Here is a 25,224-nt window from a genome sequence, read left to right on the forward strand (position 1 = left end):
CCCGTTCCTGCGCTGGCTCGCTTCGATCTTCGCGGCCATCGTCACGGCGCGCACCGTCTACGACCCGCGCATCGTCGGCGAGGCCGTCGGCACCGCGCCGATCTTCAACTGGCTGTTGTGGGGCTACGGCCTGCCGGCCGTGTCGTTCTGGGCCGCCGGCCATTTTCTGCGCCAACGCGCCGACGACGCGCCGCTGCGCATGGTCGAGGCCGCCGCGATCCTGTTCACCGCGCTGCTCGCCTTCATGGAGATCCGCCACTACGCCACCGGCGGCAGGATGACCACGCCGCCGTCGCTGCTCGAATTTGCGCTGCAGGTCTGCGTGGCGCTGGCGATGGCGATCGGTCTGGAGCGGTTGCGCTTGCGCAGCGGCAGCATCGCCCACAACGTCGGCGCGATCGCGCTGACGGGATTTGCCGGACTCGCGGCCGTGGGCGGACTGCTCCTGCTGGAGAATCCGCTGTTATGGCGCATCGACGTCGGCGGAGCGGTGTTCAATCTGCTGTTGCTCGGCTACGCCATGCCGGCGGTGCTGATGCTGCTGTTGTCCTACGCGGTGGCCGGTCGTCGCCCGGCCGCCTATGCCAACGCCATCGCGGGCGGCGCGCTGGTCTTTGCGCTCGCCTACGTCACGCTCGAGATCCGCCGCTTCCATCACGGACCAATCCTCTCCGGCGGGACGGCGACGGGCGCCGAGCAATACAGCTACTCGATCGGCTGGCTCGCCTTCGGCGTGGTCCTGCTCGGCGTCGGCATCCTCGCCAGTTCGCAGCGCGCTCGGCTCGCCTCTGCGGTGGTGATCGCGCTGACGATCCTCAAGGCTTTCGTCGTCGACATGTCGGCGCTGACGGGCGTCTACCGCGCGCTGTCGTTCATGGGCCTCGGCATCGTGCTGGTCGCGATCGGCTGGCTCTACCAGCGGATCCTGTTCCGCCGGCAGGCGCCGCCGTCCCCGGCGCCGGGGCGTCCATGAGCGTCAGGCCGCGCGGACCGAATCCAGGAATTGCGCGACCTCGACCTTCAGACGCGTCGAGTCGGTGGCCAGCGACTTGGCCGCCGATAGCACCTGCGTCGAGGCGGAGCCGGTCTCGATCGCGCCGCGCTGCACGTCGGTGATGTTGGAGGACACTTGCTGGGTTCCGAGCGAAGCCTGCTGCACGTTGCGCGAGATTTCCTGCGTCGCCGCACCCTGCTCCTCGACGGCCGCAGCGATCGCTGAGGATACCTCGGACAGCCTCTTGATGGTGCTGCCGATCTCCTCGATCGCGCCGACGGATTCCTGCGTCGCGGTCTGGATACCCGAAACCTGCTGACCGATCTCGCCGGTGGCCTTCGCCGTCTGCTCGGCCAGCGCCTTGACTTCGGACGCGACCACCGCGAATCCACGGCCTGCTTCGCCGGCGCGCGCCGCCTCGATGGTCGCGTTCAGGGCCAGCAGGTTGGTCTGGCCCGCGATGGTGTTGATCAGCTCGACGACGTCGCCGATGCGCGCCGCCGCGAGCGACAGTTCGTTGACGCGCTCGTTGGTCCGCGTCGCCTGGTCGACGGCCGCCGCGGCCATCCGCGCCGAATCCTGCACCTGGCGGCTGATCTCGGTGATGGACGACGACAACTCCTCCGTCGCCGACGCCACTGACTGGGCGTTGGTCGAAGCTTCCTCGGAAGCCGCCGCGACGACGGTCGCGAGCTCCTGTCCGCGCTGCGCGGTCCCGCTCAACGTGCTCGCGGACGCCTCGAGCTCCGTCGAGGCGGACGAGACGGTCTCGACGACCTCGCCGATCATGGTCTCGAAGTTGCGGGTAATGGCATCGACGCGGCGCGCACGCTCGATCTTGGCCTCGGCGTCGCGCGCCGCCGCCTCGTCGGCCGCACGCTTGGCGATCAGGGCCTCCTTGAAAATCTGCAACGCATCGGCCATCGACCCGATCTCTGTGGCCTCGCCGCGATGCGGAACCTCGGCCGAGAGCTCGCCCTTTCCCAGTGCCTGCATCGGCGCGATGATCGAGGCGATGCCGCGCGAGACATCCCGCACGAGATAGTAGCCGGCCGCCACGGCGATCAGTACCGACAGCACGATGATGCCGATCAGCACGCGGAGGACGGTGGCGTAGCTGTCGGACGCCTGCTTCGTCTCCGCCTCGGCGCCTTGGTTGTTGAGCTCGATGCCCTTCTGCAGCAGCGGATCGGCGGCCTGCGCCATCTTCGCCACCTTGGTCTGCAGCATCTCGTTGGCATCGACGGGGAAGCGACCGACGCTCTTGCGCGAAAGCGCCAGAAGCTCCTGCACGGCGATCATGTAGTCGTTCCAGCGCTGGCCCCATTGCTCGTAGAGCGAACGCTCTTCCGCCGAGGTGATCAGCGGTTCATAGGTCTTGCGCGTTCTCGCAATCCGCTCGAGCAGCGGCGCCATGCGCTTCTCGGCGCTTGCCTTGCCGTCGGCGCTCTCCTGCATCAGATGCAAGCGGATCACGACCCGGAGCTCGTTGATGTCGGCACGAAGCGAACCGAGGGCGCGGACGCTCGGCAGCCAGCTTTGGGCAATTTCCACCGTGTGCGCGTTGATGTTCTGCATGGTGCGGACCGACATCACGCCGACGGCAGCGAGCGACAGCACCAGCACGCCCAGCACGGCCAATAGCTTGAATCGGATCGACAGTTTCGACATTGAAAGCCCCCAGGGAATAACTGGCAATTGCCGCCGCGCGATCTGTCGCCCCGTGCTCGCCTCAGAGGACGATCTGGATGCACCGAGCGACGATGCTGGCTGTTTCTGCTGTGGCCAAACCTGACATATAAAACATCCACGGCCGGTTAATGCGGACGTCACGTAGAAATACGGGAAAAACACGCAATATGAGCAAGCGCAGCTCGTCTCCGCGGGCGGAAAACGTCAATTCCGCCGCAGCGTGCCATGCACGCTCCAATTGTTACCGGCCCTTGCCGCGTCAGCCGATGGTCTCCCCCGTCAGGCTGATCCGGAAGACGAGGTTCTTGTCTTCATCCAGAAGCTCCATGCGCCATTCGGCGTTCGGCTTCAGGCCGCGCGCGATGCCGCCGAGCAGATCGGCGCACACCTCGGTCATCTCGCGCCAGGCGGCCCCGCGGTCTTCGAATTCATAGGGCTGATCGGACGCGCCGGAATAGCGGCCGGTGCTGATCCGAAAAAAGTACAGCGACATCGTTGAACCCTGTCATCTGGCCGTGTTTCCCGGCCTGCGCGCAAACTGGGACTCGAGTCGCTACCAAGACATGAAAGCCGCCGTCCGTATGACTACGGCGCGGCGGCGTCATGACTGCGGGAATCTTTCAACGAAGTTGATGCGACGCGCAAATGCGTCGCGCACCGACACTCAGTCGGTGGAGCGGCGCAGTTCGAGCGTCCCCTCGCTCTTCGGAGCGGCAGGGACGGCCTCGGACTTCACCGGCTCGATCCGGCCGCTCTCGACCGGCGGCGTCTCGACGCGCGCCGCCACTTCGGTGTGCGACACCTCGACGGAGCCGGTGTGCATGGGCGCGTGCAGCGAGCGCGGCCGCGCCACCGCGCGCGCCATCAGCATCTGATTGCCGCCCTGATGGTGGAAGTCGCAATAAGCAAATCCCATGCCCGAGACCGAGCCGCGGAAGCTGCGATCGTCCTTCTTGTCGAGGTTGAAGCAGGGCTCGAACGGGATGCCCTTGATCGAGGCACAGACGTTCTGGCCGCGGATCTGCAGGGTATGACCGGGCAGCCGGATGTGGCGTACCGGGCCTGCGCCGGAGAACTGCACCGCGCCGGCCGCGCCGAGGTCGTCGAGAATGCGGCCTGCGCCCCTCGTGCCGTCGAAGCAGGTGAAGGCGAACACCTTGCCCGCCACGAACCGGCGCGCCTCATCGGCGTTCATCGATCCTGCGACAGCCGGCGCAACCGCTGCTGCCGCCGTGACAGCCCCCAACACAAAACGCGCAAGCATGCTCAACTCCGAACCACCCCGCGGGTAAAGCCATATCTCTTTACCCGCTGCTTACCATACTAACCGTGGCAACATTGGAGCAGCTTGGTTGGTAAAGTCTGAACGCCGTTAGACAATTTTTACCACGACCCGGCCGCGGACCTCGCCCGCGAGGATTTTCGGGCCCCATTCGACGACGTCGCCCAGGGAAATTTCCTGAGTTATTTCAGCGAGTTTTGCCCTGTCCAAATCCTTGGCGAGACGCTGCCAGGCCGCCTTTCGGGGCTCGATCGGACACATCACCGAATCGATGCCGAGAAGGCACACCCCGCGCAAAATGAACGGTGCGACCGACGACGGCAGGTCCATTCCGGCCGCCAATCCGCAGGCCGCAACGGCGCCGCCGTACTTCGTCATCGACAGCAAATTCGCAAGCGTGGTCGAGCCGACGCTGTCCACCCCGCCGGCCCAGCGCTCCTTGGCGAGCGGCTTGGCCGGCCCCGACAGCTCGTTGCGGTCGATCACCTCCGCCGCGCCGATGTCCTTCAGATAGCCCGCTTCCGACGCCCGGCCGGTCGAGGCGATGACGTGATAGCCGAGTTTCGCCAGCACCGCGGTCGCGACCGAGCCGACCCCGCCGGCCGCGCCCGTCACCACCACAGGACCGCTCTTCGGCGAGAGGCCGTGCTTCTCCAGCGCCAGCACCGCGAGCATCGCGGTGAAGCCCGCGGTGCCGATCGCCATGGCGTCACGCGCCGACAGGCCCTGTGGCAAGGCGACCAGCCAGTCGCCCTTGACTCGCGCCTTCTCGGCATAGGCGCCGAGATGCGTCTCGCCCATGCCCCAGCCGGTGCAGACGACCTTGTCGCCGGCCTTCCACTGCGGATGGGAGGATTGCTCGACGGTGCCTGCGAAATCGATCCCTGCGATCATCGGGAAGCGCCGCACCACCGGCGCCTTGCCGGTAAGCGCGAGGCCGTCCTTGTAGTTCAGCGTCGACCATTCGACGCGCACCGTGACGTCGCCGTCCATCAGCTCGGCTTCGTCGAATTGCGTGAGCGCGGCAGCGGTACCCTTGTCTGCCTTGTCGATCCGGATCGCCTTGAAGCTTGCCACGGCCGTGAACTCCCGAAAGTTGCGTCAGGGGATGTTTAGCCGATCAGGCAGGCTGCGCAACCATTCGCGGAACGGGTTTCTCCACGATCGGCAGATTGATCAGGGCCGACAGCACGCCGAACAGGATCGAGAGCCACCAGATCGGCGTATAGGAACCGAAGCGCTCGAACACCACGCCGCCGAGCCAGACGCCGAGGAAACCGCCGACCTGATGGCTGACGAAGGCAAAGCCGTAGAGGGTCGCGAGCCAGCGCGTGCCGAACATCAGCGCCACCAGCGCCGAGGTCGGCGGCACCGTCGACAGCCAGGTCAGGCCCGAGACCGCGCCAAACGCGATCGCCGAGAACGGCGTGACCGGGAAGGAGATGAAGGCCAGCGTCGAAAGCCCGCGCGTAACATAGATCGCCGAGAGGATGTAGCGCTTCGGCAGATAGTTCTGCAGCGCGCCCACGCTCAGCGAACCCATGATGTTGAAGAGGCCGATCGCCGCGATGACCCAGCCGCCGATCTGGGTCGAGATACCGCGATCGACGAGATAGGCCGGCAGGTGGACCGTGATGAAGGCGAGCTGGAAACCGCAGGTGAAGAAGCCGAGCACCAGCAGCACGTAGGAGCGGTGACCGAAAGCCTCCGCCAGCGCGGTGGTGAAGGACTGCTCGTCGTGCGCGGACGCGCTCGCCGCTGGCGCGACGCGCGGGGTGGAGAGCGCCAGCGACAGCGGGATGATCAGCAGCATCAGGCTCGCGAACACGGTCAGCGCCGCCTGCCATCCGAAATTGTCGATCAGCGCCACGCCGACCGGGGCAAACAAAAACTGTCCGAACGAGCCGGCCGCGGTACCGGCGCCGAGCGCCAGCCCGCGCTTCTCGGCCGGCAGCAGCTTGGCGAAAGCCGACAGCACGAGATTGAACGAGCAACCCGCAAGGCCGAAGCCGACCATCACGCCGGCGCCGATGTCGAGCGAGAGCGGCGTCGCCGAATAGCGCATCAACAGCAGACCGCCGGCATAGAGCACCGCGCCGACGCACATCACGCGAAACAGACCGAAGCGGTCGGCGACGGCCCCGGCAAAGGGCTGGCCCAGGCCCCACAGCAGATTCTGGATCGCGATGGCGAGGCCGAATACGTCGCGGCCCCAGGCGAAGTCACGGCTCATCGGCTGGACGAAGAAGCCGAGGCTCGAGCGCGGGCCGAAACCGAGCATGCCGATCGCGCAGCCGCAGAGAATGATGACCGCCGGCGTGCGCCAGGTGGAGGCACGCGAAACCGAACCGACGTTGCCCACACTCGTCGACATGCAATTCCCCATTCCTCGCCGGCGGATCCGGATCGGCCGCCGCGTCCACTGCAGTTAATGCATATGCATGAAAACCCAAAGCGCAAATATGTCGCGCATTGCAGGATTGCAGTTGGCGCGGCCTGGATGACGAACGGCCGACGGCAACCCGCTGGCCGTTCACACCGGTACATTAGGTGAACGAATTGGCCCGGCTAGCGGCGGTCGGATTCGAGCTCTGCCGAGCTCTTGGCCTCCTGGACGAGTTCGGCGGAAAGCGCGGCGGTCTGCGCCGGCGTGCCCCAGCTCGGCTCCTCGCTGCCGTCGCCCCAGGCGCGCGGCCGGTAGAAGGTGTGCACGCCGAACTTGTACATCTTCTTCATCTCGGCAACCCAGGACGGCCGAACCCAGTAGGCGTGGTAGTGCGTCGACTTGCCGACTTCCGGCAGCCAGATCAGTCCGTCGAGCATCGCTTTCGAAATCTTCCTGGCGCGCTCCCACATGTCGGGCTCGCGGATCACGTCCGGATTGTTGTCGCAGGCGAAGGTGAACTGGCAGGCGAAATGGCGGTACTTGTTCTGATAGACCACACCGCACACGGTGTCGGGATATTTGCCGGAGAACACCCGGTTCATCACCACCTGCGCCACCGCGATCTGGCCGCGCACGGCCTCGCCGCGCGATTCGAAATACACGGCTTCCGCAAGGCACTTTTCGGACTTCACGCGCGACTTGTCGTCGAGGCCGAGCCGCACAGCCGGCGACATCGCGCGCTGATTGTCGGCATTGACCTCGCCCTTGGGCGCGACGCTCTCGCCGCTTTCGGTTGCCGAGGAGGAAGGCAGCGCGGCCATCACCTTCATGTCCGGATCGGGCAGCACGATCATCGGCGCCTCGCCGGGCTGCCAGCTCTCCATGTTGCCGAGGCTGCCGCCGAGCGAGGAGCTACCGAAGAACAGGCTGGAGGTCTTCACGCTGAAGGGATCGCGCGATGGCGGAGCCGCGTCGGGCGCAGGCGGGAGATCGTCGAGCGGATGGGCTTCAAGCGACAGCGAGACGTCGTATTGCGGCTGCGCCGGGCCATATTGCGGCAGCGGCGGCGCGCGCAGCGCTTCCTGCAGCTCGGGATCGAGCGCGGCCTGGGGAGACGGTGCCGATGCCGGCAGCGCCTCGACGGTCTTGGCGCCGAACACCGAGGCGTTGGAGGTCGCGGGGTCTTCGGCAGGCGGCGGCGAGGCCGTCTCGGTCGGGGCCGGTGCCGGTAGGGCGGTGGCGAGACGGTCGCCCTTCAGCGAGCGGTCCACCCTCGGGAAGTCGGAAGCCTGGTAACGCGGCGGCGTCTGCAGCGCCGGATTGCGCGAGATCGTGCCGGTGACGTCGCGGTGATCGAGACTTGCGAGACGATAGGTCGCGCTTTGCGGTGCGGAGGTCCCAATCGGACGGGCAAAGCTGTAGGTGGCGAGCTGGATCGACGACGCGGCCGAGAACACCTGCTTCTGCCAGCGCTCGGCGACGCCGGGTTGGCGCGCCAACAGCGACGCAATGTCCTGATATCCGGTCTCTCTCGGCATCAATGCGAAGATGCAGAGACCAATGCCGAAGGACGCGAACCGCGCGCCCCTCGGATGGTTACGCAACACTGACATCGATACGCTCACGCAACGCTTACACTCGACGGATCGAACGGCAGTACATCCGTGCAATTCGATCTTTTTCGTTGCTATCCAATTTAGGTTGCCGGGGAGTTAATCGCAGTTGCGCGCGCGACACATGCAAGCGAATGCAGGGGTTCTCGCGGCGCCATCGCATTCGACGGTAAATGCCCGCTGGAGCGAAGCGGTAAACAACCCGTCAAGGCGAATGGTGAAGGAACTCTTCACAGCCGTGCCATTGCGGAACGTGCTGCGAGGTACTCCGTCATCGTGAGTGATGACGGAGTCGGTGCACTCTCGCAAAATAGAGGAGGCGGGCCGAAGCCCGCCTCTCCTGTTTCAGACGCTTGTATCTGCTACGCCTGGCTCGCCACCGCCTTGCCGATCGCGGCCTGCGCGCCGGCAAGCCGGGCGATCGGCACGCGATAGGGCGAACAGGAGACGTAGTCGAGGCCGATCGTGTGGCAGAACGCCACCGAGGCGGGATCGCCGCCGTGCTCGCCGCAGATGCCCATCTTGAGCTTGGCGCGGGTCTTGCGGCCGCGCGCCACGCCGATCTTGACGAGCTCGCCGACGCCTTCCTGGTCCAGCGAGATGAAGGGATCGATCTGCAAGATGCCCTTGGTGACATAAGGGCCGAGGAAGCTCGCGGCGTCGTCGCGGCTGATGCCGTAGGTGGTCTGCGTCAGGTCGTTGGTGCCGAAGGAGAAGAACTCGGCGGACTCCGCGACCTGATCCGCGATCAGGCAGGCGCGCGGCAGCTCGATCATGGTGCCGACCTGATAGGCGAGCTTGGCGCCGGTCTCTCGCATCACCGCCTGCGCGGTCGCATCGATGCGTGCCTTGACGAGGTCGAGCTCGGCCTTGGTCGCGATCAGCGGCACCATCACCTCGAGGCCGACCGCCTTGCCGGTGCGCTTCTGCGCCTCGACGGCGGCCTCGAAGATCGCGCGGGCCTGCATCTCGGCGATCTCCGGATAGGCGATCGCGATGCGGCAGCCGCGGAAGCCGAGCATCGGGTTGAACTCCGACAGCTCGCGGGCGCGGTCGGCGAGCCGCCGCGGATCGGTGTTCATGGCGCGCGCCACTTCCTCGATCTCGGCGTGGGTGTGCGGCAGGAATTCATGGAGCGGCGGATCCAGCAGCCGGACCGTGACCGGCAGGCCCTTCATGATCTCGAACAGCTCGACGAAGTCGGCGCGCTGCATCGGCAGCAGTTTTGCCAGCGCCGCGCGCCGCGCCTGCTCGTCCTCGGACAGGATCATCTCGCGCACCGTGCGGATGCGCGTCTCCTCGAAGAACATGTGCTCGGTGCGGCAGAGACCGATGCCCTCGGCCCCGAACTTGATCGCGGTGCGCGCGTCCTCCGGCGTGTCGGCATTGACGCGCACGCCGATCTTGCGGGCTTGGTCGGCCCAGTTCATCAGCGTGCCGAACTCGCCGGACAGCTCCGGCTCGATCATGGGCATGCGGCCGGCGAGCACCTGGCCGAGCGAGCCGTCGATGGTGATGACGTCACCGGTCTTGAAGGTGCGCGAGCCGATGCTCATGGTGCCGCGGCCGTAGTCGACGCGGATCTGCCCGCAGCCGGAGACGCAGGGCTTGCCCATGCCGCGCGCAACCACGGCGGCGTGCGAGGTCATGCCGCCGCGCGTGGTCAAAATGCCCTCGGCGGCGTGCATGCCGTGGATGTCCTCGGGGCTGGTCTCGATGCGGACCAGGATGACCTTGCGGCCGTCCGCCTGGAGCTTTGCCGCTTCATCGGAGGAGAACACGATCTCACCGGAGGCGGCACCGGGCGATGCCGGCAGGCCGGTCGCGATCACGTCGCGCTTGGCGTTGGGATCGATCGTCGGATGCAGGAGCTGATCGAGCGAAGCGGGATCGATGCGGCTCACCGCCTCCTTCCTGCTGATCAGCCCTTCATTGGCGAGTTCGACCGCGATGCGCAGCGCGGCCTTGGCGGTGCGCTTGCCACCACGGGTCTGCAGCATCCAGAGTTTGCCGCGCTCGACGGTGAACTCCATGTCCTGCATGTCGCGGTAGTGCTTCTCGAGCATCGTGTAGATGCGCGTCAGTTCCTTGAACGCGTCGGGCATCGCCGATTCCATCGACGCCTTGTCCGAGCCGGACTCTTTCCGCGCATGCTCGGTGATGTCCTGCGGAGTGCGGATGCCCGCCACCACGTCCTCGCCCTGCGCATTGATCAGAAACTCGCCGTAGAGCCGGCTCTCGCCCGTCGAGGGATTGCGGGTGAAGGCGACGCCGGTCGCCGACGTCTCGCCCATGTTGCCGAACACCATGGCCTGCACGTTGACCGCGGTGCCCCAGGATTCCGGGATGTCGTGCAGCTTGCGGTAGGTCACCGCGCGCGCGTTCATCCAGGAGGAAAACACCGCGCCGATCGCGCCCCAGAGCTGGTCGTGCGGATCCTGCGGAAAATCCTTGCCGGTCTCGCGCGCCACCGCTTCCTTGTATCGGCCCACGAGTTCGACCCAGTCGTCGGCGGTGAGATCGGTGTCGAGCGAATAGCCCTGACTGTCCTTGAAGGTGTCGAGGATTTCCTCGAAGTGGTGATGCTCGAAGCCGAGCACCACGTCGGAATACATGGTGATGAAGCGGCGATAGCTGTCATAGGCGAAGCGGCGGTCGCCCGACATCTCCGACAATGCCTCCACGGTCTTGTCGTTGAGGCCGAGATTGAGCACGGTGTCCATCATGCCCGGCATGGATGCGCGCGCGCCGGAGCGCACCGAGACGAGCAGCGGGTTCCTGGAGTCGCCGAACGCCTTGCCGGCCAGCTTGCCGACATGGTCGAGCGCCTTCTCGACCTGCGACTTCAATTCCTTCGGATAGCTCTTGTCGTGCGCGTAGAAATAGGTGCAGACCGAGGTCGGCAGCGTGAAGCCGGGCGGAACGGGAAGGCCGAGATTGGCCATTTCGGCGAGATTGGCACCCTTGCCGCCGAGCAGATTGCGCATCTCGGCTTTGCCCTCGGCCTTGCCGTCGCCGAAGGTATAGACCCACTTGCCGGCCTTCGCCGCGGCCGGGGCAGCCTTGGCCAAAGAAGCCTTGGCCAAAGAAGCCTTGGCCAAAGAAGCCTTGGCCAAAGAAGCCTTGGCCGGAGCCGGCTTTTTCACGGGCCTGCTGACGACCTTGGCGGCGGCCTTCTTCAGAGCCTTGCGCGCCGGCGGCGCAGCCTTCGCCTTGGCGGAGGACTTTGATTTCGCTGGCATTTTCTTGAGCTTCGAGGCGGCTTTGGCCATGGCTTGCACAAACCTGCGAGAGGGGGAAGGAAATTGCGCGCCTTACACCACTTTGGGCGGGCTCGCGCAAGTCGAACGGTTCCGGAATGTGGAGATCACAGATGCAGCCACTTCAGCAGGCCAAGCCCGATCAGGCCGTTCAGGATCAGGAAGATCGCGACGATCAGGTTGAGAAGCCGCGGCATGATCAGGATGAGCACGCCCGCAATCAGCGACATGATCGGCGAGATGTGCGCGACGGTGATGTGCATGAGCTATCTTTCCTGATGATGAGGGGACGAATCGCGGCGGATCATAGCGGGGCCGGTTCCGCGAGTAGAGACGCGCGAGGCCGCTTGCGGGTTCCGCCCACCGTGAAATCTGCCCGAAATTGCCGCGAATGCGACCGGACTTTTCCCGGAACATTGCGCGGAGGCATGCATTGGCACCCGGTCCGCCGATCGCGCGGGCCGAAATCAGTTCGAAGGAGTTGCCCATGTGGAACAGAATTCTTGCCCTTGCAGCGCTTGCCGCCGCGGTCGGCGCGCCGGTCGCGGCGCAGGCGCAAGCCGATGTCACCATCGGGCGCGCACCCGTCGTCGTCGAGAGCGGCCCCGGTATCGCCGTCGAGCAGCGGCCGGCGTTCCGCGAATACGTCGTGCGCGAGCGCGTGCCGACTTTCACGGTGCCGGACCGCATCGTGGTCGGCACCGTACTGCCGGAGACCGGCGTCACCTATTACGACGTGCCGCAGCGCTTCGGTCCAACCACCTATCGCTACACGGTCGTGAACGGCGAGACCGTGCTGGTCGAGCCGCGCTCCCGCCGCATCGTCGAAGTCGTCGACTAGATGTCCGTCGTACCCGTCAAGGCCGGGTACGAGTAGCCTGATACGGACATCGGCCCCTGCCCGGTCCTCCCCCCGCCGGGCGGGGCTTCTTTTGCCGACGCTCTCGTGTCCCGGACGCGGCGCGGCATGAAATGACGCGCCGCAGATCCGGGATCCATGCATCATCCGCGAAAATGGCATGGGCCCCGGATCAGCAGCGCACCGCAAAGAGCGCTGCGCCGCATCCGGGGCGCGGGCGCGCTCAGTCCTGAATCTTCGAGAAATCGGCGACCGCACGAGTCGCGACGCGAATCTCGTTCAAGAGCTTCAGCCGATTCTCGCGCACCTTCGCATCCTCGTCATTGACACGGACTGATTCAAAGAAGGCATCGACCGGCGGCCGCAGCTTTGCCATCGCGCGCATGGCGGCAGCGAAATCCTCTTTCGCCACGGCCGCGCCGGCTTCCGCCTTCACCTCGTCGATCGCCTTCGCCAGCGCTTTCTCCTCGTTCAGGCTGTAGAGCGCAGGCGTCGGCGCACCGTCGAACGTACGCTTGTCCTTCTTCTCCTCGATCGCAAGGATGTTGCTGGCGCGCTTGGTGCCGGCGAGCAAATTCCTGCCGTCGTCGGTGTCGAGGAATTTGCCGAGCGCCTCGACGCGGCGGACGATCATCAGGAGGTCATCCTGGCCCGCCAGCGCGAACACGGCGTCGACGAGATCGTGACGCGCGCCCTGCTCGCGGAGCTGGACCTTGAGGCGATCGGCGAAGAAGGCAAGCAGATCTTTGGTCAGGGCATCAAAACGCTCCGACGCCCGCTCGAGCATCGCATCGGACCAGGCGAGCTGATGCGCCCGGTGCTGGAGGGATTTTGCAAGACCAGGCTCGATGAAATCGAGCGAACGAGCGCTCTTCGCGACCTTGCCCTCGAACTCCGAAAGCGCGCGCTCGGCGAAGAGCAGCGCGTGAAGCATCGCACGCTCATAGAGCGGGAACCTCAGCCTGTTCTCGATGATCAGCCGGATTACGCCCAGCGCGGCGCGCCGCAGCGCGAAGGGGTCCTTGCTGCCGGTCGGCTTTTCGTCGATCGCCCAGAAGCCGACCAGCGTGTCGAGCTTGTCGGCGAGCGCGACCGCGACGCTGACCGGATCGGTCGGCACGCGATCGGAGGGCCCTTGCGGCTTGTAGTGCTCTTCGCAGGCGGCAGCGACCGAAGCATCCTCGCCCTGCGCCAGCGCGTAGTACCTGCCCATCAGGCCCTGCACTTCCGGGAATTCGCCGACGACTTCGGTGAGCAGGTCGGCCTTCGCGAGCTTCGCCGCGCGCTTCGCCTTCTCGGCATCCGCGCCGGTGAGCGGCGCGATTTCGGCCACCAGATGCTCGATGCGCTGGATGCGCTCCGCCTGCGTGCCGATCTTCTCGTGGAACACGATCTGCTCGAATTTTGGCAGGCGGTCTTCCAGCTTCGTCTTGAGATCGGTCTCGTAGAAGAACTTGGCGTCCGACAGCCGGGCACGGATGACGCGCTCGTTGCCGGCGACGATCGCCCTGCCGCCGTCGGTCGCCTCGATGTTGGCGACCAGAATGAACTTGTTGGCGAGCTTGCCCGTTTTGGGATCGCGCACCACGAAGCATTTCTGGTTGTTGCGGATGGTGGCGCGGATCACTTCGCCGGGGATCGAGAGATACTCGGCGTCGAACGAGCCCATCAGCACGACCGGCCACTCCACGAGGCCCGCGACCTCGTCGAGCAGGGTCTGGTCCTCGATCAGCTCGAAGCCTTGCGCGAAGGCAAGCTGCTTGGCGTCGGTCAGGATCGCGTCCTTGCGCCGTTCAGCGTCGAGCACGACCTTGCCGTCGAGCAGCTTTGCCTCGTAGTCCTCGAAGCGGCGCACGTTGATCGCGCCCGGCGCGAGGAAACGGTGCCCGTAGGTGGTCTGGCCGGCCTCGAGACCGTCGACCGAGAATTTGACGACGTCGGGCGCTTCGGTCTCCAGACCGAAGGTCGCGGTGATCGCGTGCAGCGGCCGCACCCAGTTGAGCGCGCCGGGCTTTGCCGAACGCGCGCCCCAGCGCATCGATTTCGGCCAAGGGAAGGTGCGGACGATGACGGGGAGGATTTCCGCGACGACGTCGATCGCCGCACGGCCGGGTTTCTCCAGCAGCGCGATATAGAAATCGCCCTTCTTGTCGCTCTGGATCTTCGCTTCGCCGATCGAGGCAAGCCCGGTGGCCTTCAAAAATCCCTGGATCGCCGCATCCGGTCCGCCGACGCGCGGCCCGCGGCGCTCTTCCTTCAGGTCGGGCTGCCGCACCGGGATGCCGTGCACGGTCAGCGCGAGACGCCGCGGCGTCGCGAAGGCCTTTGCGCCTTCATAGACGAGGCCTTCGGCGACCAGCTTGTCGGTCACCATGCGGCGCAGATCGTCGGCCGCCTTGGCCTGCATGCGCGCGGGGATTTCTTCCGAGAACAGCTCCAGCAACAAATCGGGCATCAGGCTGCTCCACCCGCTTCGGTGTGAACCCAGGCCTCGCCGCAGGCCTTCGCGAGCTCGCGCACGCGGAATATGTAGCTCTGGCGCTCCGTCACCGAGATGACGCCGCGCGCATCGAGCAGGTTGAACACGTGGCTCGCCTTGATGCACTGGTCATAGGCCGGCAGCGCCATCAGATGCTGCTTGCGGTTGCCCTCCTCGCGCCAACCGGCGGCGAGATATTTCCGGCAGGCGTCTTCCGCCATCCTGAACTGCTCGAACAGCATCGCGGTATCGGCGTGCTCGAAATTGTGCCGGGAATATTCCTGCTCGGCCTGGAAGAACACCTCGCGATAGGTGACCTTGTCGGCGCCCTCGCGACCGTTGAAGTTGAGATCCATGATGCGGTCGACGCCCTGCAGATAGCAGGCGAGCCGCTCCAGCCCGTAGGTGAGTTCGCCCGCGACGGGAGCGCATTCGACGCCCGCGACCTGCTGGAAGTAAGTGAACTGCGATACTTCCATGCCGTCGCACCAGCACTCCCAGCCGAGGCCCCAGGCACCCAGCGTCGGGCTCTCCCAGTCGTCCTCGACGAAACGGATGTCGTGTACGGCGGAATCGATGCCGATCGCGGCGAGCGACTTCAGGTACAGCTCCTGCAGGTCCGGCGGCGACGGTTTGAGGATCACCTGGAACTGGTAGTAGTGCTGCAGCCGGTTCGGGTTTTCGCCGTAGCGGCCGTCCTTCGGCCGGCGCGAGGGCTGCACATAGGCGGCGCTCCACGGTTTTGGCCCGAGCGCGCGGAGGGTGGTGGCGGGATGGAAGGTGCCGGCGCCGACCTCCATGTCATAGGGCTGCAGAATCACGCAGCCGTAATCCGCCCAGTAGCGCTGCAGCGCCAGGATCAGGCCCTGGAACGAACGGTCCGGGCGCATATGGGCGGGCAATGAGTCCATCGTCAGGCCAGGCTCTTGAGGGGGGTTTGAATCGCGCGGGACCGTATCGGCGGCGGGGCCGGGAATCAAGGCGAAGGGGGCGCGATGAGGCCAAATGGCCCATCGTCCGGGACGGCGCGGTAGGGTAGGCAAAGGCGCACTTGCGCCGTGCCCACCATCATTCCGGGATTTGCGACAGAAGAGGTGGGCACGCTTATCCTTTGCCCACCCAACGACTGTTGGTGAGAATGTGTACTACCCCGGCCGGTACGCGCCGGTGATGGGGTCGCGCTTCAGCGTCCGGATCTCACCGGCGCGCATGGTTTCGGCGACGCGGGTGAGCCGCGCTTCCTCCAGTTCCTGGTTGATCCGGACAGCGGTCTTGTAGGCCCAGCGGACCACGGCAAGTCCGCCCAGGACGCCCGCGAATGCGACGAACGGCGGCATCGGTCGATCCCTATTCAATGCTCAGCCCCCATAATCATTGTCGCGCAAACGGGCCTGCGCCGCAATCGGGGGGCCAGGGACGAAATGGCGCGGGAATGGGCCACATCTAGAACCCGAATTTCGCCCAAATCGCCCGGGTTTCGAGCGCCGAGATCAGTTCGTCCGGCAGGCCGGCGACCCCGACCCCGTCGAGGGCCACCAGGCTACCGGCGCCGGGGGAGCGGCGGCCGAGCAGGCCGGACAACAGCCCGGTCGGCTGGGCGATGACGGGGGTCAGCACTTTCTCGCCGTAGCGGGCCCGCAGGGTCGAACGGAGGTCGCCGACGCCGTCGGCGAGGCCGAGCCCGACGGCGGTGTCGCCGACCCAATATTCGCCGGTGAACAGCACGTCGTCGGCACCCTTCAGCCGCGCGCCACGGCTGCCCTTCACCAACGCAATGAAGATCGCATGAATCTCGCGCTGGATCGCCTTGAGCCGCGCCACGTCATCGGGATCTTCGGGCAGGAACGGATCGAGCATCGCCTTGTGCTCGCCGGCAGTATAGAGCCTGCGCTCGATGCCGAGCCGCTTGATCGCCTCCTGGAAACCGAAGGTGCCGCCGATGACGCCGATGGAGCCGAGGATCGACGAGGGATCGCAGAATATCTCATCGCCCGCGCAGGCGATCATGTAGCCGCCGGACGCGGCAACGTCCTCCACGAATGCCAGCACCGGCAGCTTCTTCTCGGCCGCGAGCTGACGGATGCGCAGATAGATCTGACGCGACTGCACCGGCGAGCCGCCGGGTGAATTGATCACCAGCGCCACCGCCCTGGCGTTGCGGACGGCGAAGGCACGCTCCAGCATCCGGGCGACGCCGGACAGCGTCAGGCCCGGCCGCAGCGGTGTCACCGACCCGATCGTACCGGACAGCCGGACCACGGGCACGACGGCCGCGCCCGGGCGGAACCGCGCCGGCAGATAGTCCATCAGCTTGTCCATCAGGCCGGGCTCCGCACAATCGCGGAATTGTTCGGTCATGCCGTTACCTCTCATTAACCATTTCTTATCACGCGACTGTCATTGGCATCGCTGGAACGTGTTTTGCATTGCCGCTCCTGACGCGGCTGCAATGGCGCAGCGGAGGGAACCATGAAGATCTATCTGCTGATGATGCTGATGGCTGCCCTTTTCGCGGCTATTCGCTTCACATCTGCGCGGGAACAGCCGTCAAACTCGCTTCCCCAATAGATCGTTTCACGGCTCCGCCAGCGGCAGAACCGCCCTCCCGGCCAGAATGTCCTGCACCTCTTTTTTGGGCACGTTTGACCCCTCATTGAGCACGAGGCCCTGCAGCAGCCGGCTTGGCGCCCGGCCGCCCTTGACGGCGCGCACCAGCACGCGGATCGCAGGCTTTTCCGCCTCGCCATGAACGGGCAGGATCGAGAGACCGCCGAAGCCGCGTGACAGCGCTGCCAGCACGTCGCCAAGTCCGTCCGCACGCCAGATCAGGGTCAGTGCGCCTCCTGACTTGAGAATGCGCCGGGCGGTATGCACCCAGGCTTGAAGCGTCTCCTCGGTCGCGACATGGGCGCACTGCCGCGCCTGATCGGGAGAGCCGCGATGGCGCGCGGGATCGTTGAAGGGCGGGTTCATCAGCACCGCATCGACGCTGTCCGGCGACAGGCCGGCGGCAGCGAAGGCCTGGGCATCCGCGGTCACGTCGAGCACGACCACCTCGGCCGCAATCGCATTGGCTGCCGCATTGGCGCGCGCGAGCGCGGCAAGCTCCGGATCGATCTCGACCAGCATCAGTTCGATCCCCGCGACGCGCTTCGCCAGCGCAAGCCCGGCCGCGCCGATGCCGGCGCCGAGATCGACGACGCGATCCCCCCGGCTCGCCGCCGTCGCCGCGGCGAGCAGAATCGCGTCGTGGCCGGCGCGGTGGCCGGAGCGCTTCTGCTTCAGCAGCAGCCGCCCGCCGAGAAAGGCGTCCTCGGTGAGGCCGGAAGCGCGCTCAGCCATCGTCGCGCAGCTCGTGACTGAGCCCGGCTTCCGCGAGCAATTGCCGCGCCTCGCCCGCATCATCCTCGTGGACCAGGATCCGCCGCGGCAGGATGCCGAGCGAGCCCTCGATGATGCTCATGTTCTGGTCCAGCACCAGGTGATGGATGTTGGCGCCGTCGAGCAGCGCGCCGATCGCCGACACCAGCACCATATCGTTGGTCCGAACCAGTTCGCGCAAAATAAATCTCCTGCCTCAAGGCGAGATACGGGGCAAATGTCAATCGGTTCCGGCTCTTGCCGCATCCGCCCGCAGTTTCTATTGTCGGTCCCTCAGGATAGCCCTTCCGGGGCAAATATTGGAGACCGGCGTGGCCGTCATCGTCCCTTTCGAAACTCCCGGCGCGTCGATCGAACAGCTGGTTGCCCTGGTCGCCCCCGACATGGAGCGCGTCAATGCGACGATCCTGTCGCGCACCGGCTCCGAGGTGACCATGATCCCGGAGGTCGCCAACCACCTGATCTCGTCCGGCGGCAAACGGCTACGGCCGATGCTCACGCTCGCCATGGCCAACCTCGCCGGCTACACCGGTGACGGCCACATCAAGCTCGCGGCCTCCGTCGAGTTCATGCATACCGCGACCCTGCTGCACGACGACGTCGTCGACGAGAGCGAGATGCGCCGCGGCAAGCTGTCGGCGCGCATGCTGTGGGGCAACGAGGCGAGCGTGCTGGTCGGCGACTTCCTGCTCGGCCAGGCGTTCCGGATGATGGTCGAGGTCGGCTCGCTGCGCGCGCTCGACATCCTCTCGGCCGCGGCCGCAACCATCGCCGAAGGCGAGGTGATGCAGCTTGCGGCCGCCAAGAACACCGCCACCACCGAGGACGAATACCTCGCCGTGATCCGCGCCAAGACCGCGGAATTGTTCGCGGCCGCCTGCGAGGTCGGCCCCGTCATCGCCAACCGCCCGAAGGCCGAGCAGACCGCCTGCCGCTCGGTCGGCATGAATCTCGGCATCGCCTTCCAGCTCGTCGACGACGTGCTCGACTATGGCGGCAAGAGCGCCAAGCTCGGCAAGAACATCGGCGACGATTTCCGCGAAGGCAAGATCACGCTTCCGGTGGTGCTGGCGTTCCGCCGCGGCAACGACGCCGAGCGCGCCTTCTGGGTGCGGGCGCTCGAGCGCGGCGAGATCGGCGAGACCGATCTCGATCACGCGATCGGGCTGATGAACAAGCACCGCGCGCTCGAGGACACTCTGAGCCGCGCCCAGCACTACGGCGCCATGGCGGTCGATGCGCTCGCTTTGTTCCCGCAGTCGGCGATGAAGAGCGCGCTGGAGCAGGTGGTCGCGTTCTGCCTGGCGCGGTCGCATTAGGGCTTGAATTCGAGCTCACGCCGCACGCCACGCCTTCAGTGTCGTCCTGGCGAACGCCAGGACCCATACCGCGGAATCTATCGACGGCGCGCAGTGTCAGTACCGCTCGAAGGACAACTGCAAGTCTTCGTCAAACTTCTTCCTGTGGTTGGGTCCTGGCGTTCGCCAGGACGACGATTGGGGGAATGGCCAGCGTTACATCTGCGGCGGCGCATGCGACACTAGGCGCTCACGTGTCTAACTCAACGTCCCCGCATGCACCCACCAGCCGGGGTGGCCGCGGCGGATCGTTTCGGCGGCGGCGCGGGCGGCGGCGAGATCGGCGTAGATCGCAAAGCAGGTCGCGCCCGAGCCCGACATGCGCGCGAGCCCGACGCCGGAAGACGCGCGCAACGCCTCCAGCACCTCGCCGATGACCGGCTCGATGTGCATCGCCGGCGCCTCGAGGTCGTTGGCAACGGTCGAGAGGATATCGATCCAGTCGGCGATGGACGCCCCGGCCTCCGGCCAGGCCGGCGCCTCGATCACGTCGCCGGCACCGACCAGGAGTTCTCCGTTGCGCAGCCCGAGCGCGTTGAACACATCCCTGGTCGCGACCGGTACGCGCGGATTGACCATCACGCAGGGCATGCACGGCAGATCGAGCGCGTGAAGCTGCTCGCCGACGCCGGTCATGTCGCAGGCGCGCGAGAACAGGCACACCGGCACGTCGGCGCCGGTGGCAAGCGCGACCTGCTGCAGCCGCGGATCGTCCAGCGACAGGCCGTTGAGACGGGCGAGCAGCCGCAAGGCTGCGGCCGCATCCGCCGAGCCGCCGCCGATGCCGGCCGCGACGGGCAGCACCTTTTCGAGCGCGAAGGCGCCGAGCCTGAGGCCGGGCACGGCGTCGGCGAGAAGCTTTGCAGCCTTGAGAACGAGATTGTCGGCGAGTTCGCCGCAGGCTGCGGCGAGCGGGCCCGTGGTGGCGAGCGTCAGCGCGCCGCCCGGCTCCACCGTGAGACGGTCGGCGCAATCGGCGAACGCGACCACGCTTTCGAGATCGTGATAGCCGTCGACGCGACGGCCGACCACGCGAAGGCTCAGATTGACCTTCGCCCGCCCCTCTTCAACCAACGCCGGCATCCCCCAAAGCTTCCCGATCAGCCGCCCTTGCCGTCGTCTTTCTTCTTCTCGGCCTGCGCCGCGGAAGCGTTGGGATCGTCCGGCAGGCCGTTCGCGATCTTGGCCTCGATCTTCGGCAGATCCTCGGGCTCGGGCTTCAGGTCGCGGGCATGCGCCCACTGGAATTTTGCCTCCAGCGTGCGGCCGACGCGCCAATAGGCGTCGCCCAGATGATCGTTGATGGTGGGATCCTCGGGCTTGAGGTCGATGGCGCGCTCCAGATTCTTCACCGCCTCGTCGTAATTGCCGATGCGATAATAAGCCCAGCCGAGGGAGTCCACGATGTAGCCGTCGTCGGGACGCTGCTCGACGGCGCGCTTGATCATCTTCATGCCTTCGTCGAGGTTGATGCCCTGGTCGATCCAGGAATAGCCGAGATAGTTGAGCACATGCGGTTGCTCGGGCTGCAGCTCGAGCGCCTTCTTCATGTCGGCTTCGGCCTTGCTCCACTGCTTGGAGCGCTCCTCGCAGATGCCACGATAGTAGTACCAGACGCTGTTGGCCTTGTCGGCGCCGGCCGGCAGCACCTCGATGCCCTTGGAATAGGTGGCACCGCAATCGGAGAACTTCTTGCGGCCGCGCTCGATGTTGCCGAGCGCCATGATGGCCTCGAGATCCTTGGGGTCGTCGGTCGTGACGGTCTTGAGGATCTTGATCGCCTCATCGGTGCGATCGGCGGAATCGAGGTCGACCGCGAGCTGGATCTGGGCATTGCGCTTCAGCGGCGAGGACGCCGGCACGCGCTCGTAGACCTTGATCGCCATCTGTGGCCGCTTCACCGACTCATAGAGATCGGCGAGCGAGAGCAGCGCGAGCGGATGGCCCGGCTGCAGATAGAGCGCAAGCTGCAGATACGCGAGAGCGAGGTCCTCGCCGCCGTGCCGGGTCAGCGTCGCGCCGATGCCGTAGAGCGCCTCGGCGGCGCCGGCCTGCGCGGACTCGACGAGCGGCGGCAGCTTCTTGCCGGCCTTGGCCTCGCGCATGCCTTCCTGGATCAGGGGATGGCGGGCGAGCTTCTTGTCGAAGGTCTCGTAGACGCCGAGCGCCGCGGCGGCGTCCTTGTTGCGGGTGAGCCAGTGCGCGTAGGCCTCGGTGATCCGCAGCATCGAGTTGTCGAGCTTGTAGGCGCGCTCGAAACGGACGCCGGCGTCCTTCTCCTTGCCGGTGAGCTCGAGGATCATGCCGGCGTGGAGATCCTTGAACAGCGGATACCATTCCGGGCCAGTCAACTTGTCGATGTTGGCGACGGCGCTCTTGGCATCGCCCGCGCCGTAGGCGGCCCAGCCCGACAGCAGCGTCGCGACCAGGTCGGTGATCGGCCCACGGATCGACTGGTTGATGTTGGTCTGCGCGGCGGCGTATTTCCTCAGCTTCAGATCGTGCACGCCGACGACGAGTCGCGCGATGCGATTCGTCTTGTCGACGGCGAGGATCCGCTCGGCGAGCTTGACGGCCTCATCGATGTCGCCTTCGACGACCGAGGAGATGAAGGCGCGGTCGAGCAGTTCGTTGTTCTTCGGATCGGTGCGCAGCGCCGAGCGGTAGAAGGCCGCAGCCGACGCGGCGTCCCGCTCCACGCTGGCATGGCGGGCGGCGAGATAGCTGCCGGCGCCCGTCAGCGACTTCAGATCGTTGCGTGTCGGAAACTGCGCCGCAGTGTCGGCCGGATGATCCGGCGTCTGCGCCAGCACCCCGCCGGGGACCGCCACGAGAGCTGAGCCCGCAAGGGCCATGGCGGCAGCAGTCCAGCGATTGAAGCGATTTGAAAACATCAGGGCTCGCCTTGGGTTGGGTCATACCCGGGTTTGGGAATCAGGGGCGTCTCTCGCACGCGGAGACGACCGGCGGCATCGGGACCCGGAACCATCACGACGACCGGACAATGCCGCTTTTGGGCCGTATCCGCAAGGATCGGGCGGGTGAATTGGCTGGTACCCCGGCCGTCGGGGTCCGCCCCAAGACGCTGCTACTGTGGCCGTATCGTGGCCGCGGACGGAAGTTCGGGCCGCGCCCCTCACGCGATCGTGCGTCGCGACGCCGATGCCGACGGCTTCCGCTACATGGCCTCGTAGTTCGGCCCGCCACCGCCCTCCGGGGGAACCCAGGTGATGTTGCCGTTCGGGTCCTTCACGTCGCAGGTCTTGCAGTGGACGCAGTTCTGGGCGTTGATGACGAAGCGCGGGGCGGCGCCCTCCTCCACCCATTCATAGACGCCTGCCGGGCAGTAGCGGTTCGACGGACCGGCGAAGACGTCGTGCTCGCTCGTCTTCTGCAAATTCATGTCGGCGACCCTGAGGTGAACCGGCTGGTCCTCCTCATGGTTGGTATTGGACAGGAACACCGACGACAGCTTGTCGAAGGAGATTCTGCCGTCCGGCTTCGGATAGACCTTCGGCGCGTGGTTCCTGGCCGGATCGAGCGTGGCCCGATCGGGCTTGGCGTGCGACTGGGTACCGAACAGAGAGACCCCGAGCAGCGTGTTGCACCACATGTCGAAGATGCCGAGCCCGGCGCCGAGGAAGGTGCCGAACTTCGACAACAGCGGTTTTGCGTTACGAACGGGATAGAGGTCCTTGCCGACGGAGGAGTCGCGCCAGGCGTTCTCGTATTCGACGAGCTCGTCGCCGGCGCGGCCCGCGCCGAGCGCGGCGGCTACGTGCTCGGCGGCCAGCATGCCGGTGCCCATCGCGTTGTGGACACCCTTGATGCGCGGCACGTTGACGAAGCCCGCCGCGCAGCCGATCAGGGCGCCGCCGGGGAAGCTCAGGCGCGGCACCGACTGATAGCCGCCCTCGGTGATGGCGCGCGCGCCGTAAGCGAGCCGCTTGCCGCCTTCGAGCGTCGCCCGCACGGCGGGATGCGTCTTGACGCGCTGGAACTCGTCGAAGGGCGACAGATACGGATCGTTGTAGTTGAGGTGCACCACGAAGCCGATCGACACCAGGTTCTCGTCATAGTGATAGAAGAACAGGCCGCCGCCGGTGTCGTTCTTCAGAGGCCAGCCGACGGCGTGCTGGATCAGGCCCTTCCGATGCTTGGCCGGATCGATCTGCCAGACTTCCTTCAAGCCGATGCCGAACTTCGGCGGCTCGCTCCTGGCGTCGAGCGCGAACTTGGCGATGAGCTGCTTGGAGAGGGAGCCGCGTGCGCCTTCGGCGAACAGCGTGTACTTGCCGAGCAATTCCATGCCGCGGGTGAAGGAATCCTTCAGCGTGCCGTCTCTGGCGATGCCCATGTCGCCGGTGGCGATGCCGCGCACCGTACCCTTGTCGTCGTAGAGCACTTCGGCGGCCGCAAAGCCCGGATAGATCTCGACGCCGAGCGCTTCGGCCTTGCGCGCCAGCCAGCGGCAGACGTTGCCGAGCGAGCCGATGTAGCAATGATGATTGTTCATCAGGGGCGGCATGACGAAGTTCGGCAGCTTGATCGCGCTGGTCTCGGTGAACCAGAAGAAGCGGTCGTCCGTCACCTGCGTCTTCAGCGGGCAATCGGCATCCTCGCGCCAGTCGGGGACGAGCTTGTCGAGACCGGCGGGGTCGATCACCGCACCCGACAGGATGTGCGCGCCGACCTCGGAGCCCTTCTCCACCACGACGACATTGAGATCGGCGTTGAGCCGCTTCAGCCGGATTGCCGCCGACAGGCCCGAGGGGCCGGCGCCGACGATGACGACGTCGAATTCCATGGATTCGCGCGGGGGAAGTTCTTCGGTCATGCTCTGATCTCAGCCCTTGAGACGGTCCCGGGTCGTTTGCGCTCCCTTGTTTCCGATTTTTCCGGACAGGACAACCTCGGAAATGCATTCCGCTGGGATGCAAGGCCGCCTATTCTGCCATATAAGTCAGACTTTCCCATGATCAGCGAACCCGCCCCCACCATCCGCGAGCTCCTCGCCTTCTATCTGGAGGCCGGGGTGGACTGCGCGCTCGCCGAGGAGCCGGTCGACCGGCTGGCCGAGCTCGATGCGCCGCCGCAAACGGCGCTCCAGCCTGCGCGCACGATACCGCAGGCCGAGCGCGCACGGCCGCTGGCCGCTCCCGCGGTGATCCGCGGCGAGGCGGCGCCCGCCCCCGACGTCGCGATCGCCACCGCACGCGAGGCGGCGCGCACCGCGCCGAGCCTCGATGCGTTGCGCGAGCTGATGGAAAAATTCGACGGCTGCGCGCTCAAGCACACCGCGACGCGGCTGGTGTTCGCCGACGGCAATCCGCAAGCGCGCATCATGTTCGTCGGCGAGGCGCCGGGGCGCGACGAGGACATCGAGGGGCTGCCCTTCGTCGGACGCAGCGGCAAGCTGCTCGACCGCATGATCGGAGCGATCGGGCTCGACCGCCGCACCGCCTACATCGCCAACGTGATTCCGTGGCGGCCGCCCGGCAACCGCACGCCGACGCCGCAGGAGACGCAAATCTGCCTGCCCTTCATCCAGCGCCAGATCGAGCTGGTCGATCCCGACGTGCTGGTGACGCTCGGCAATCCCTCGACGCAGACGCTGCTCGCAACGCGCGAAGGCATCATGCGCACACGCGGCCGCTGGTTCGACTACGACACCGGCAAGCGCAGCATCCGCGCGCTGCCGACGTTCCACCCCGCCTACCTGCTGCGCTCGCCGTCCTACAAGCGCCTCGCCTGGCAGGACCTGCGCGCGATCGCAAAGGCGCTGGAGCAGAAGCCGTCGTAGGGTGGCAAAGGCGCAGTGCGCCGTGCCCACCAACCTCTTTCCACGCTGTCGCAGGCAATGGTGGGCACGCTTCGCTTTGCCCACCCTCATATGGGGATTTGTGAGTCAAGGCTCTCG

21 protein-coding genes are annotated in these 25,224 nt (G+C 66.2%); 4 read left to right on the forward strand and 17 right to left on the reverse strand.

Annotated elements, in window-relative coordinates; all coding sequences use genetic code 11:
- Window positions 1-973: DUF2339 domain-containing protein (locus tag KGM94_RS09115; protein ID WP_300257181.1), on the forward strand; the 973-nt coding region annotated here is incomplete at its 5' end.
- A gap of 3 nt (window positions 974-976) precedes the next feature.
- Here the strand turns inward: KGM94_RS09115 and KGM94_RS09120 are convergent.
- The 8 genes from KGM94_RS09120 to KGM94_RS09155 all read right to left on the reverse strand — a co-directional run bounded on the left by KGM94_RS09120 (window position 977) and on the right by KGM94_RS09155 (window position 11,490).
- Window positions 977-2,665 (reverse strand): methyl-accepting chemotaxis protein, encoded by a 1,689-nt coding sequence (locus KGM94_RS09120; RefSeq protein WP_300257184.1) that lies wholly within the window; start codon window positions 2,663-2,665, stop codon window positions 977-979.
- Between the two features lie 280 nt (window positions 2,666-2,945).
- Window positions 2,946-3,179, reverse strand: a complete 234-nt coding sequence (locus KGM94_RS09125) for a hypothetical protein (RefSeq protein WP_300257186.1) — start codon at window positions 3,177-3,179, stop codon at window positions 2,946-2,948.
- Between the two features lie 171 nt (window positions 3,180-3,350).
- Window positions 3,351-3,950 carry a hypothetical protein gene (locus KGM94_RS09130; RefSeq protein ID WP_300257189.1) on the reverse strand — a complete coding sequence of 200 codons (600 nt, stop codon included), beginning with the start codon at window positions 3,948-3,950 and terminating at the stop codon, window positions 3,351-3,353.
- 108 nt (window positions 3,951-4,058) lie between these two features.
- Entirely contained in the window at window positions 4,059-5,045 is a 987-nt protein-coding gene (locus tag KGM94_RS09135) for an MDR family oxidoreductase (protein ID WP_300257192.1), read from the reverse strand.
- Window positions 5,046-5,088: 43 nt separating this feature from the next.
- Entirely contained in the window at window positions 5,089-6,342 is a 1,254-nt protein-coding gene (locus tag KGM94_RS09140) for an MFS transporter (protein WP_300257195.1), read from the reverse strand.
- Between the two features lie 194 nt (window positions 6,343-6,536).
- Window positions 6,537-7,967, reverse strand: a complete 1,431-nt coding sequence (locus KGM94_RS09145; RefSeq protein ID WP_300257198.1) for a cell wall hydrolase — start codon at window positions 7,965-7,967, stop codon at window positions 6,537-6,539.
- Between the two features lie 362 nt (window positions 7,968-8,329).
- The gene (gene ppdK, locus KGM94_RS09150) at window positions 8,330-11,239 is read right to left on the reverse strand and encodes a pyruvate, phosphate dikinase (RefSeq protein ID WP_300257201.1); all 2,910 of its coding nucleotides are present in this window, start codon (window positions 11,237-11,239) and stop codon (window positions 8,330-8,332) included.
- A gap of 95 nt (window positions 11,240-11,334) precedes the next feature.
- Window positions 11,335-11,490, reverse strand: coding sequence for a DUF3096 domain-containing protein (locus KGM94_RS09155; protein ID WP_300257204.1), 156 nt, complete (start codon window positions 11,488-11,490; stop codon window positions 11,335-11,337).
- Window positions 11,491-11,714: 224 nt separating this feature from the next.
- Between KGM94_RS09155 and KGM94_RS09160 the strand changes: the two genes are divergently transcribed.
- Window positions 11,715-12,068, forward strand: a complete 354-nt coding sequence (locus tag KGM94_RS09160) for a DUF1236 domain-containing protein (protein ID WP_300257207.1) — start codon at window positions 11,715-11,717, stop codon at window positions 12,066-12,068.
- Between the two features lie 241 nt (window positions 12,069-12,309).
- Here KGM94_RS09160 and glyS read toward each other — a convergent pair whose 3' ends face one another.
- The 6 genes from glyS to KGM94_RS09190 all read right to left on the reverse strand — a co-directional run bounded on the left by glyS (window position 12,310) and on the right by KGM94_RS09190 (window position 18,127).
- Complete coding sequence (gene glyS / locus KGM94_RS09165) at window positions 12,310-14,541, reverse strand: glycine--tRNA ligase subunit beta (protein ID WP_300257210.1); 2,232 nt, start codon at window positions 14,539-14,541, stop codon at window positions 12,310-12,312.
- Window positions 14,541-15,476 (reverse strand): glycine--tRNA ligase subunit alpha, encoded by a 936-nt coding sequence (locus KGM94_RS09170; protein ID WP_300257213.1) that lies wholly within the window; start codon window positions 15,474-15,476, stop codon window positions 14,541-14,543. Before KGM94_RS09170 ends, glyS begins: the two co-directional genes overlap by 1 nt.
- Window positions 15,477-15,710: 234 nt before the next feature.
- Entirely contained in the window at window positions 15,711-15,902 is a 192-nt protein-coding gene (locus tag KGM94_RS09175) for a hypothetical protein (protein WP_300257216.1), read from the reverse strand.
- A gap of 106 nt (window positions 15,903-16,008) precedes the next feature.
- On the reverse strand, window positions 16,009-16,923 hold the full coding sequence (locus tag KGM94_RS09180) for a S49 family peptidase (protein ID WP_300257219.1): 915 nt from the start codon (window positions 16,921-16,923) through the stop codon (window positions 16,009-16,011).
- 216 nt (window positions 16,924-17,139) lie between these two features.
- Complete coding sequence (locus KGM94_RS09185) at window positions 17,140-17,907, reverse strand: methyltransferase (protein ID WP_300257222.1); 768 nt, start codon at window positions 17,905-17,907, stop codon at window positions 17,140-17,142.
- Window positions 17,900-18,127: a DUF2007 domain-containing protein gene (locus tag KGM94_RS09190; protein ID WP_300257226.1), complete on the reverse strand. Its 228-nt coding sequence runs from the start codon at window positions 18,125-18,127 to the stop codon at window positions 17,900-17,902. The genes KGM94_RS09185 and KGM94_RS09190 overlap by 8 nt, the downstream gene beginning before the upstream one ends.
- A gap of 130 nt (window positions 18,128-18,257) precedes the next feature.
- Here KGM94_RS09190 and KGM94_RS09195 point away from each other — a divergent pair, with 130 nt between their 5' ends.
- The gene (locus tag KGM94_RS09195; protein WP_300257229.1) at window positions 18,258-19,265 is read left to right on the forward strand and encodes a polyprenyl synthetase family protein; all 1,008 of its coding nucleotides are present in this window, start codon (window positions 18,258-18,260) and stop codon (window positions 19,263-19,265) included.
- 237 nt (window positions 19,266-19,502) lie between these two features.
- Here the strand turns inward: KGM94_RS09195 and KGM94_RS09200 are convergent, their stop codons facing one another.
- The 3 genes from KGM94_RS09200 to KGM94_RS09210 form a co-directional block, all read right to left on the reverse strand.
- The gene (locus KGM94_RS09200) at window positions 19,503-20,387 is read right to left on the reverse strand and encodes a 4-(cytidine 5'-diphospho)-2-C-methyl-D-erythritol kinase (RefSeq protein WP_300257232.1); all 885 of its coding nucleotides are present in this window, start codon (window positions 20,385-20,387) and stop codon (window positions 19,503-19,505) included.
- Between the two features lie 17 nt (window positions 20,388-20,404).
- A complete protein-coding gene (locus KGM94_RS09205; RefSeq protein WP_300257234.1) occupies window positions 20,405-22,198 on the reverse strand; it encodes a tetratricopeptide repeat protein in 1,794 nt (597 codons plus the stop codon).
- A 284-nt stretch (window positions 22,199-22,482) separates the two neighbouring features.
- Window positions 22,483-24,141, reverse strand: coding sequence for an electron transfer flavoprotein-ubiquinone oxidoreductase (locus tag KGM94_RS09210; RefSeq protein WP_300257236.1), 1,659 nt, complete (start codon window positions 24,139-24,141; stop codon window positions 22,483-22,485).
- Window positions 24,142-24,279: 138 nt separating this feature from the next.
- Here KGM94_RS09210 and KGM94_RS09215 point away from each other — a divergent pair, with 138 nt between their 5' ends.
- Window positions 24,280-25,107 carry a uracil-DNA glycosylase gene (locus KGM94_RS09215; protein WP_300257240.1) on the forward strand — a complete coding sequence of 276 codons (828 nt, stop codon included), beginning with the start codon at window positions 24,280-24,282 and terminating at the stop codon, window positions 25,105-25,107.
- Window positions 25,108-25,224: the final 117 nt, after the last annotated feature.

The organism is Bradyrhizobium sp., from assembly GCF_028868675.1.
Taxonomy (GTDB): domain Bacteria; phylum Pseudomonadota; class Alphaproteobacteria; order Rhizobiales; family Xanthobacteraceae; genus Bradyrhizobium.

What these genes read in the sequence shown, in the direction of transcription:
- KGM94_RS09120 (WP_300257184.1), bottom strand. Translation starts at nt 2,665, where the DNA reads ATGTCGAAACTGTCGATCCGATTCAAGCTATTGGCCGTGCTGGGCGTG.
- KGM94_RS09125 (WP_300257186.1), bottom strand. Translation starts at nt 3,179, where the DNA reads ATGTCGCTGTACTTTTTTCGGATCAGCACCGGCCGCTATTCCGGCGCG.
- KGM94_RS09130 (WP_300257189.1), bottom strand. Translation starts at nt 3,950, where the DNA reads ATGCTTGCGCGTTTTGTGTTGGGGGCTGTCACGGCGGCAGCAGCGGTT.
- KGM94_RS09140 (WP_300257195.1), bottom strand. Translation starts at nt 6,342, where the DNA reads ATGTCGACGAGTGTGGGCAACGTCGGTTCGGTTTCGCGTGCCTCCACC.
- KGM94_RS09145 (WP_300257198.1), bottom strand. Translation starts at nt 7,967, where the DNA reads ATGTCAGTGTTGCGTAACCATCCGAGGGGCGCGCGGTTCGCGTCCTTC.
- ppdK (WP_300257201.1), bottom strand. Translation starts at nt 11,239, where the DNA reads ATGGCCAAAGCCGCCTCGAAGCTCAAGAAAATGCCAGCGAAATCAAAG.
- KGM94_RS09155 (WP_300257204.1), bottom strand. Translation starts at nt 11,490, where the DNA reads ATGCACATCACCGTCGCGCACATCTCGCCGATCATGTCGCTGATTGCG.
- KGM94_RS09160 (WP_300257207.1), top strand. Translation starts at nt 11,715, where the DNA reads ATGTGGAACAGAATTCTTGCCCTTGCAGCGCTTGCCGCCGCGGTCGGC.
- glyS (WP_300257210.1), bottom strand. Translation starts at nt 14,541, where the DNA reads ATGCCCGATTTGTTGCTGGAGCTGTTCTCGGAAGAAATCCCCGCGCGC.
- KGM94_RS09170 (WP_300257213.1), bottom strand. Translation starts at nt 15,476, where the DNA reads ATGGACTCATTGCCCGCCCATATGCGCCCGGACCGTTCGTTCCAGGGC.
- KGM94_RS09175 (WP_300257216.1), bottom strand. Translation starts at nt 15,902, where the DNA reads ATGCCGCCGTTCGTCGCATTCGCGGGCGTCCTGGGCGGACTTGCCGTG.
- KGM94_RS09180 (WP_300257219.1), bottom strand. Translation starts at nt 16,923, where the DNA reads ATGACCGAACAATTCCGCGATTGTGCGGAGCCCGGCCTGATGGACAAG.
- KGM94_RS09185 (WP_300257222.1), bottom strand. Translation starts at nt 17,907, where the DNA reads ATGGCTGAGCGCGCTTCCGGCCTCACCGAGGACGCCTTTCTCGGCGGG.
- KGM94_RS09200 (WP_300257232.1), bottom strand. Translation starts at nt 20,387, where the DNA reads ATGCCGGCGTTGGTTGAAGAGGGGCGGGCGAAGGTCAATCTGAGCCTT.
- KGM94_RS09205 (WP_300257234.1), bottom strand. Translation starts at nt 22,198, where the DNA reads ATGTTTTCAAATCGCTTCAATCGCTGGACTGCTGCCGCCATGGCCCTT.
- KGM94_RS09210 (WP_300257236.1), bottom strand. Translation starts at nt 24,141, where the DNA reads ATGACCGAAGAACTTCCCCCGCGCGAATCCATGGAATTCGACGTCGTC.
- KGM94_RS09215 (WP_300257240.1), top strand. Translation starts at nt 24,280, where the DNA reads ATGATCAGCGAACCCGCCCCCACCATCCGCGAGCTCCTCGCCTTCTAT.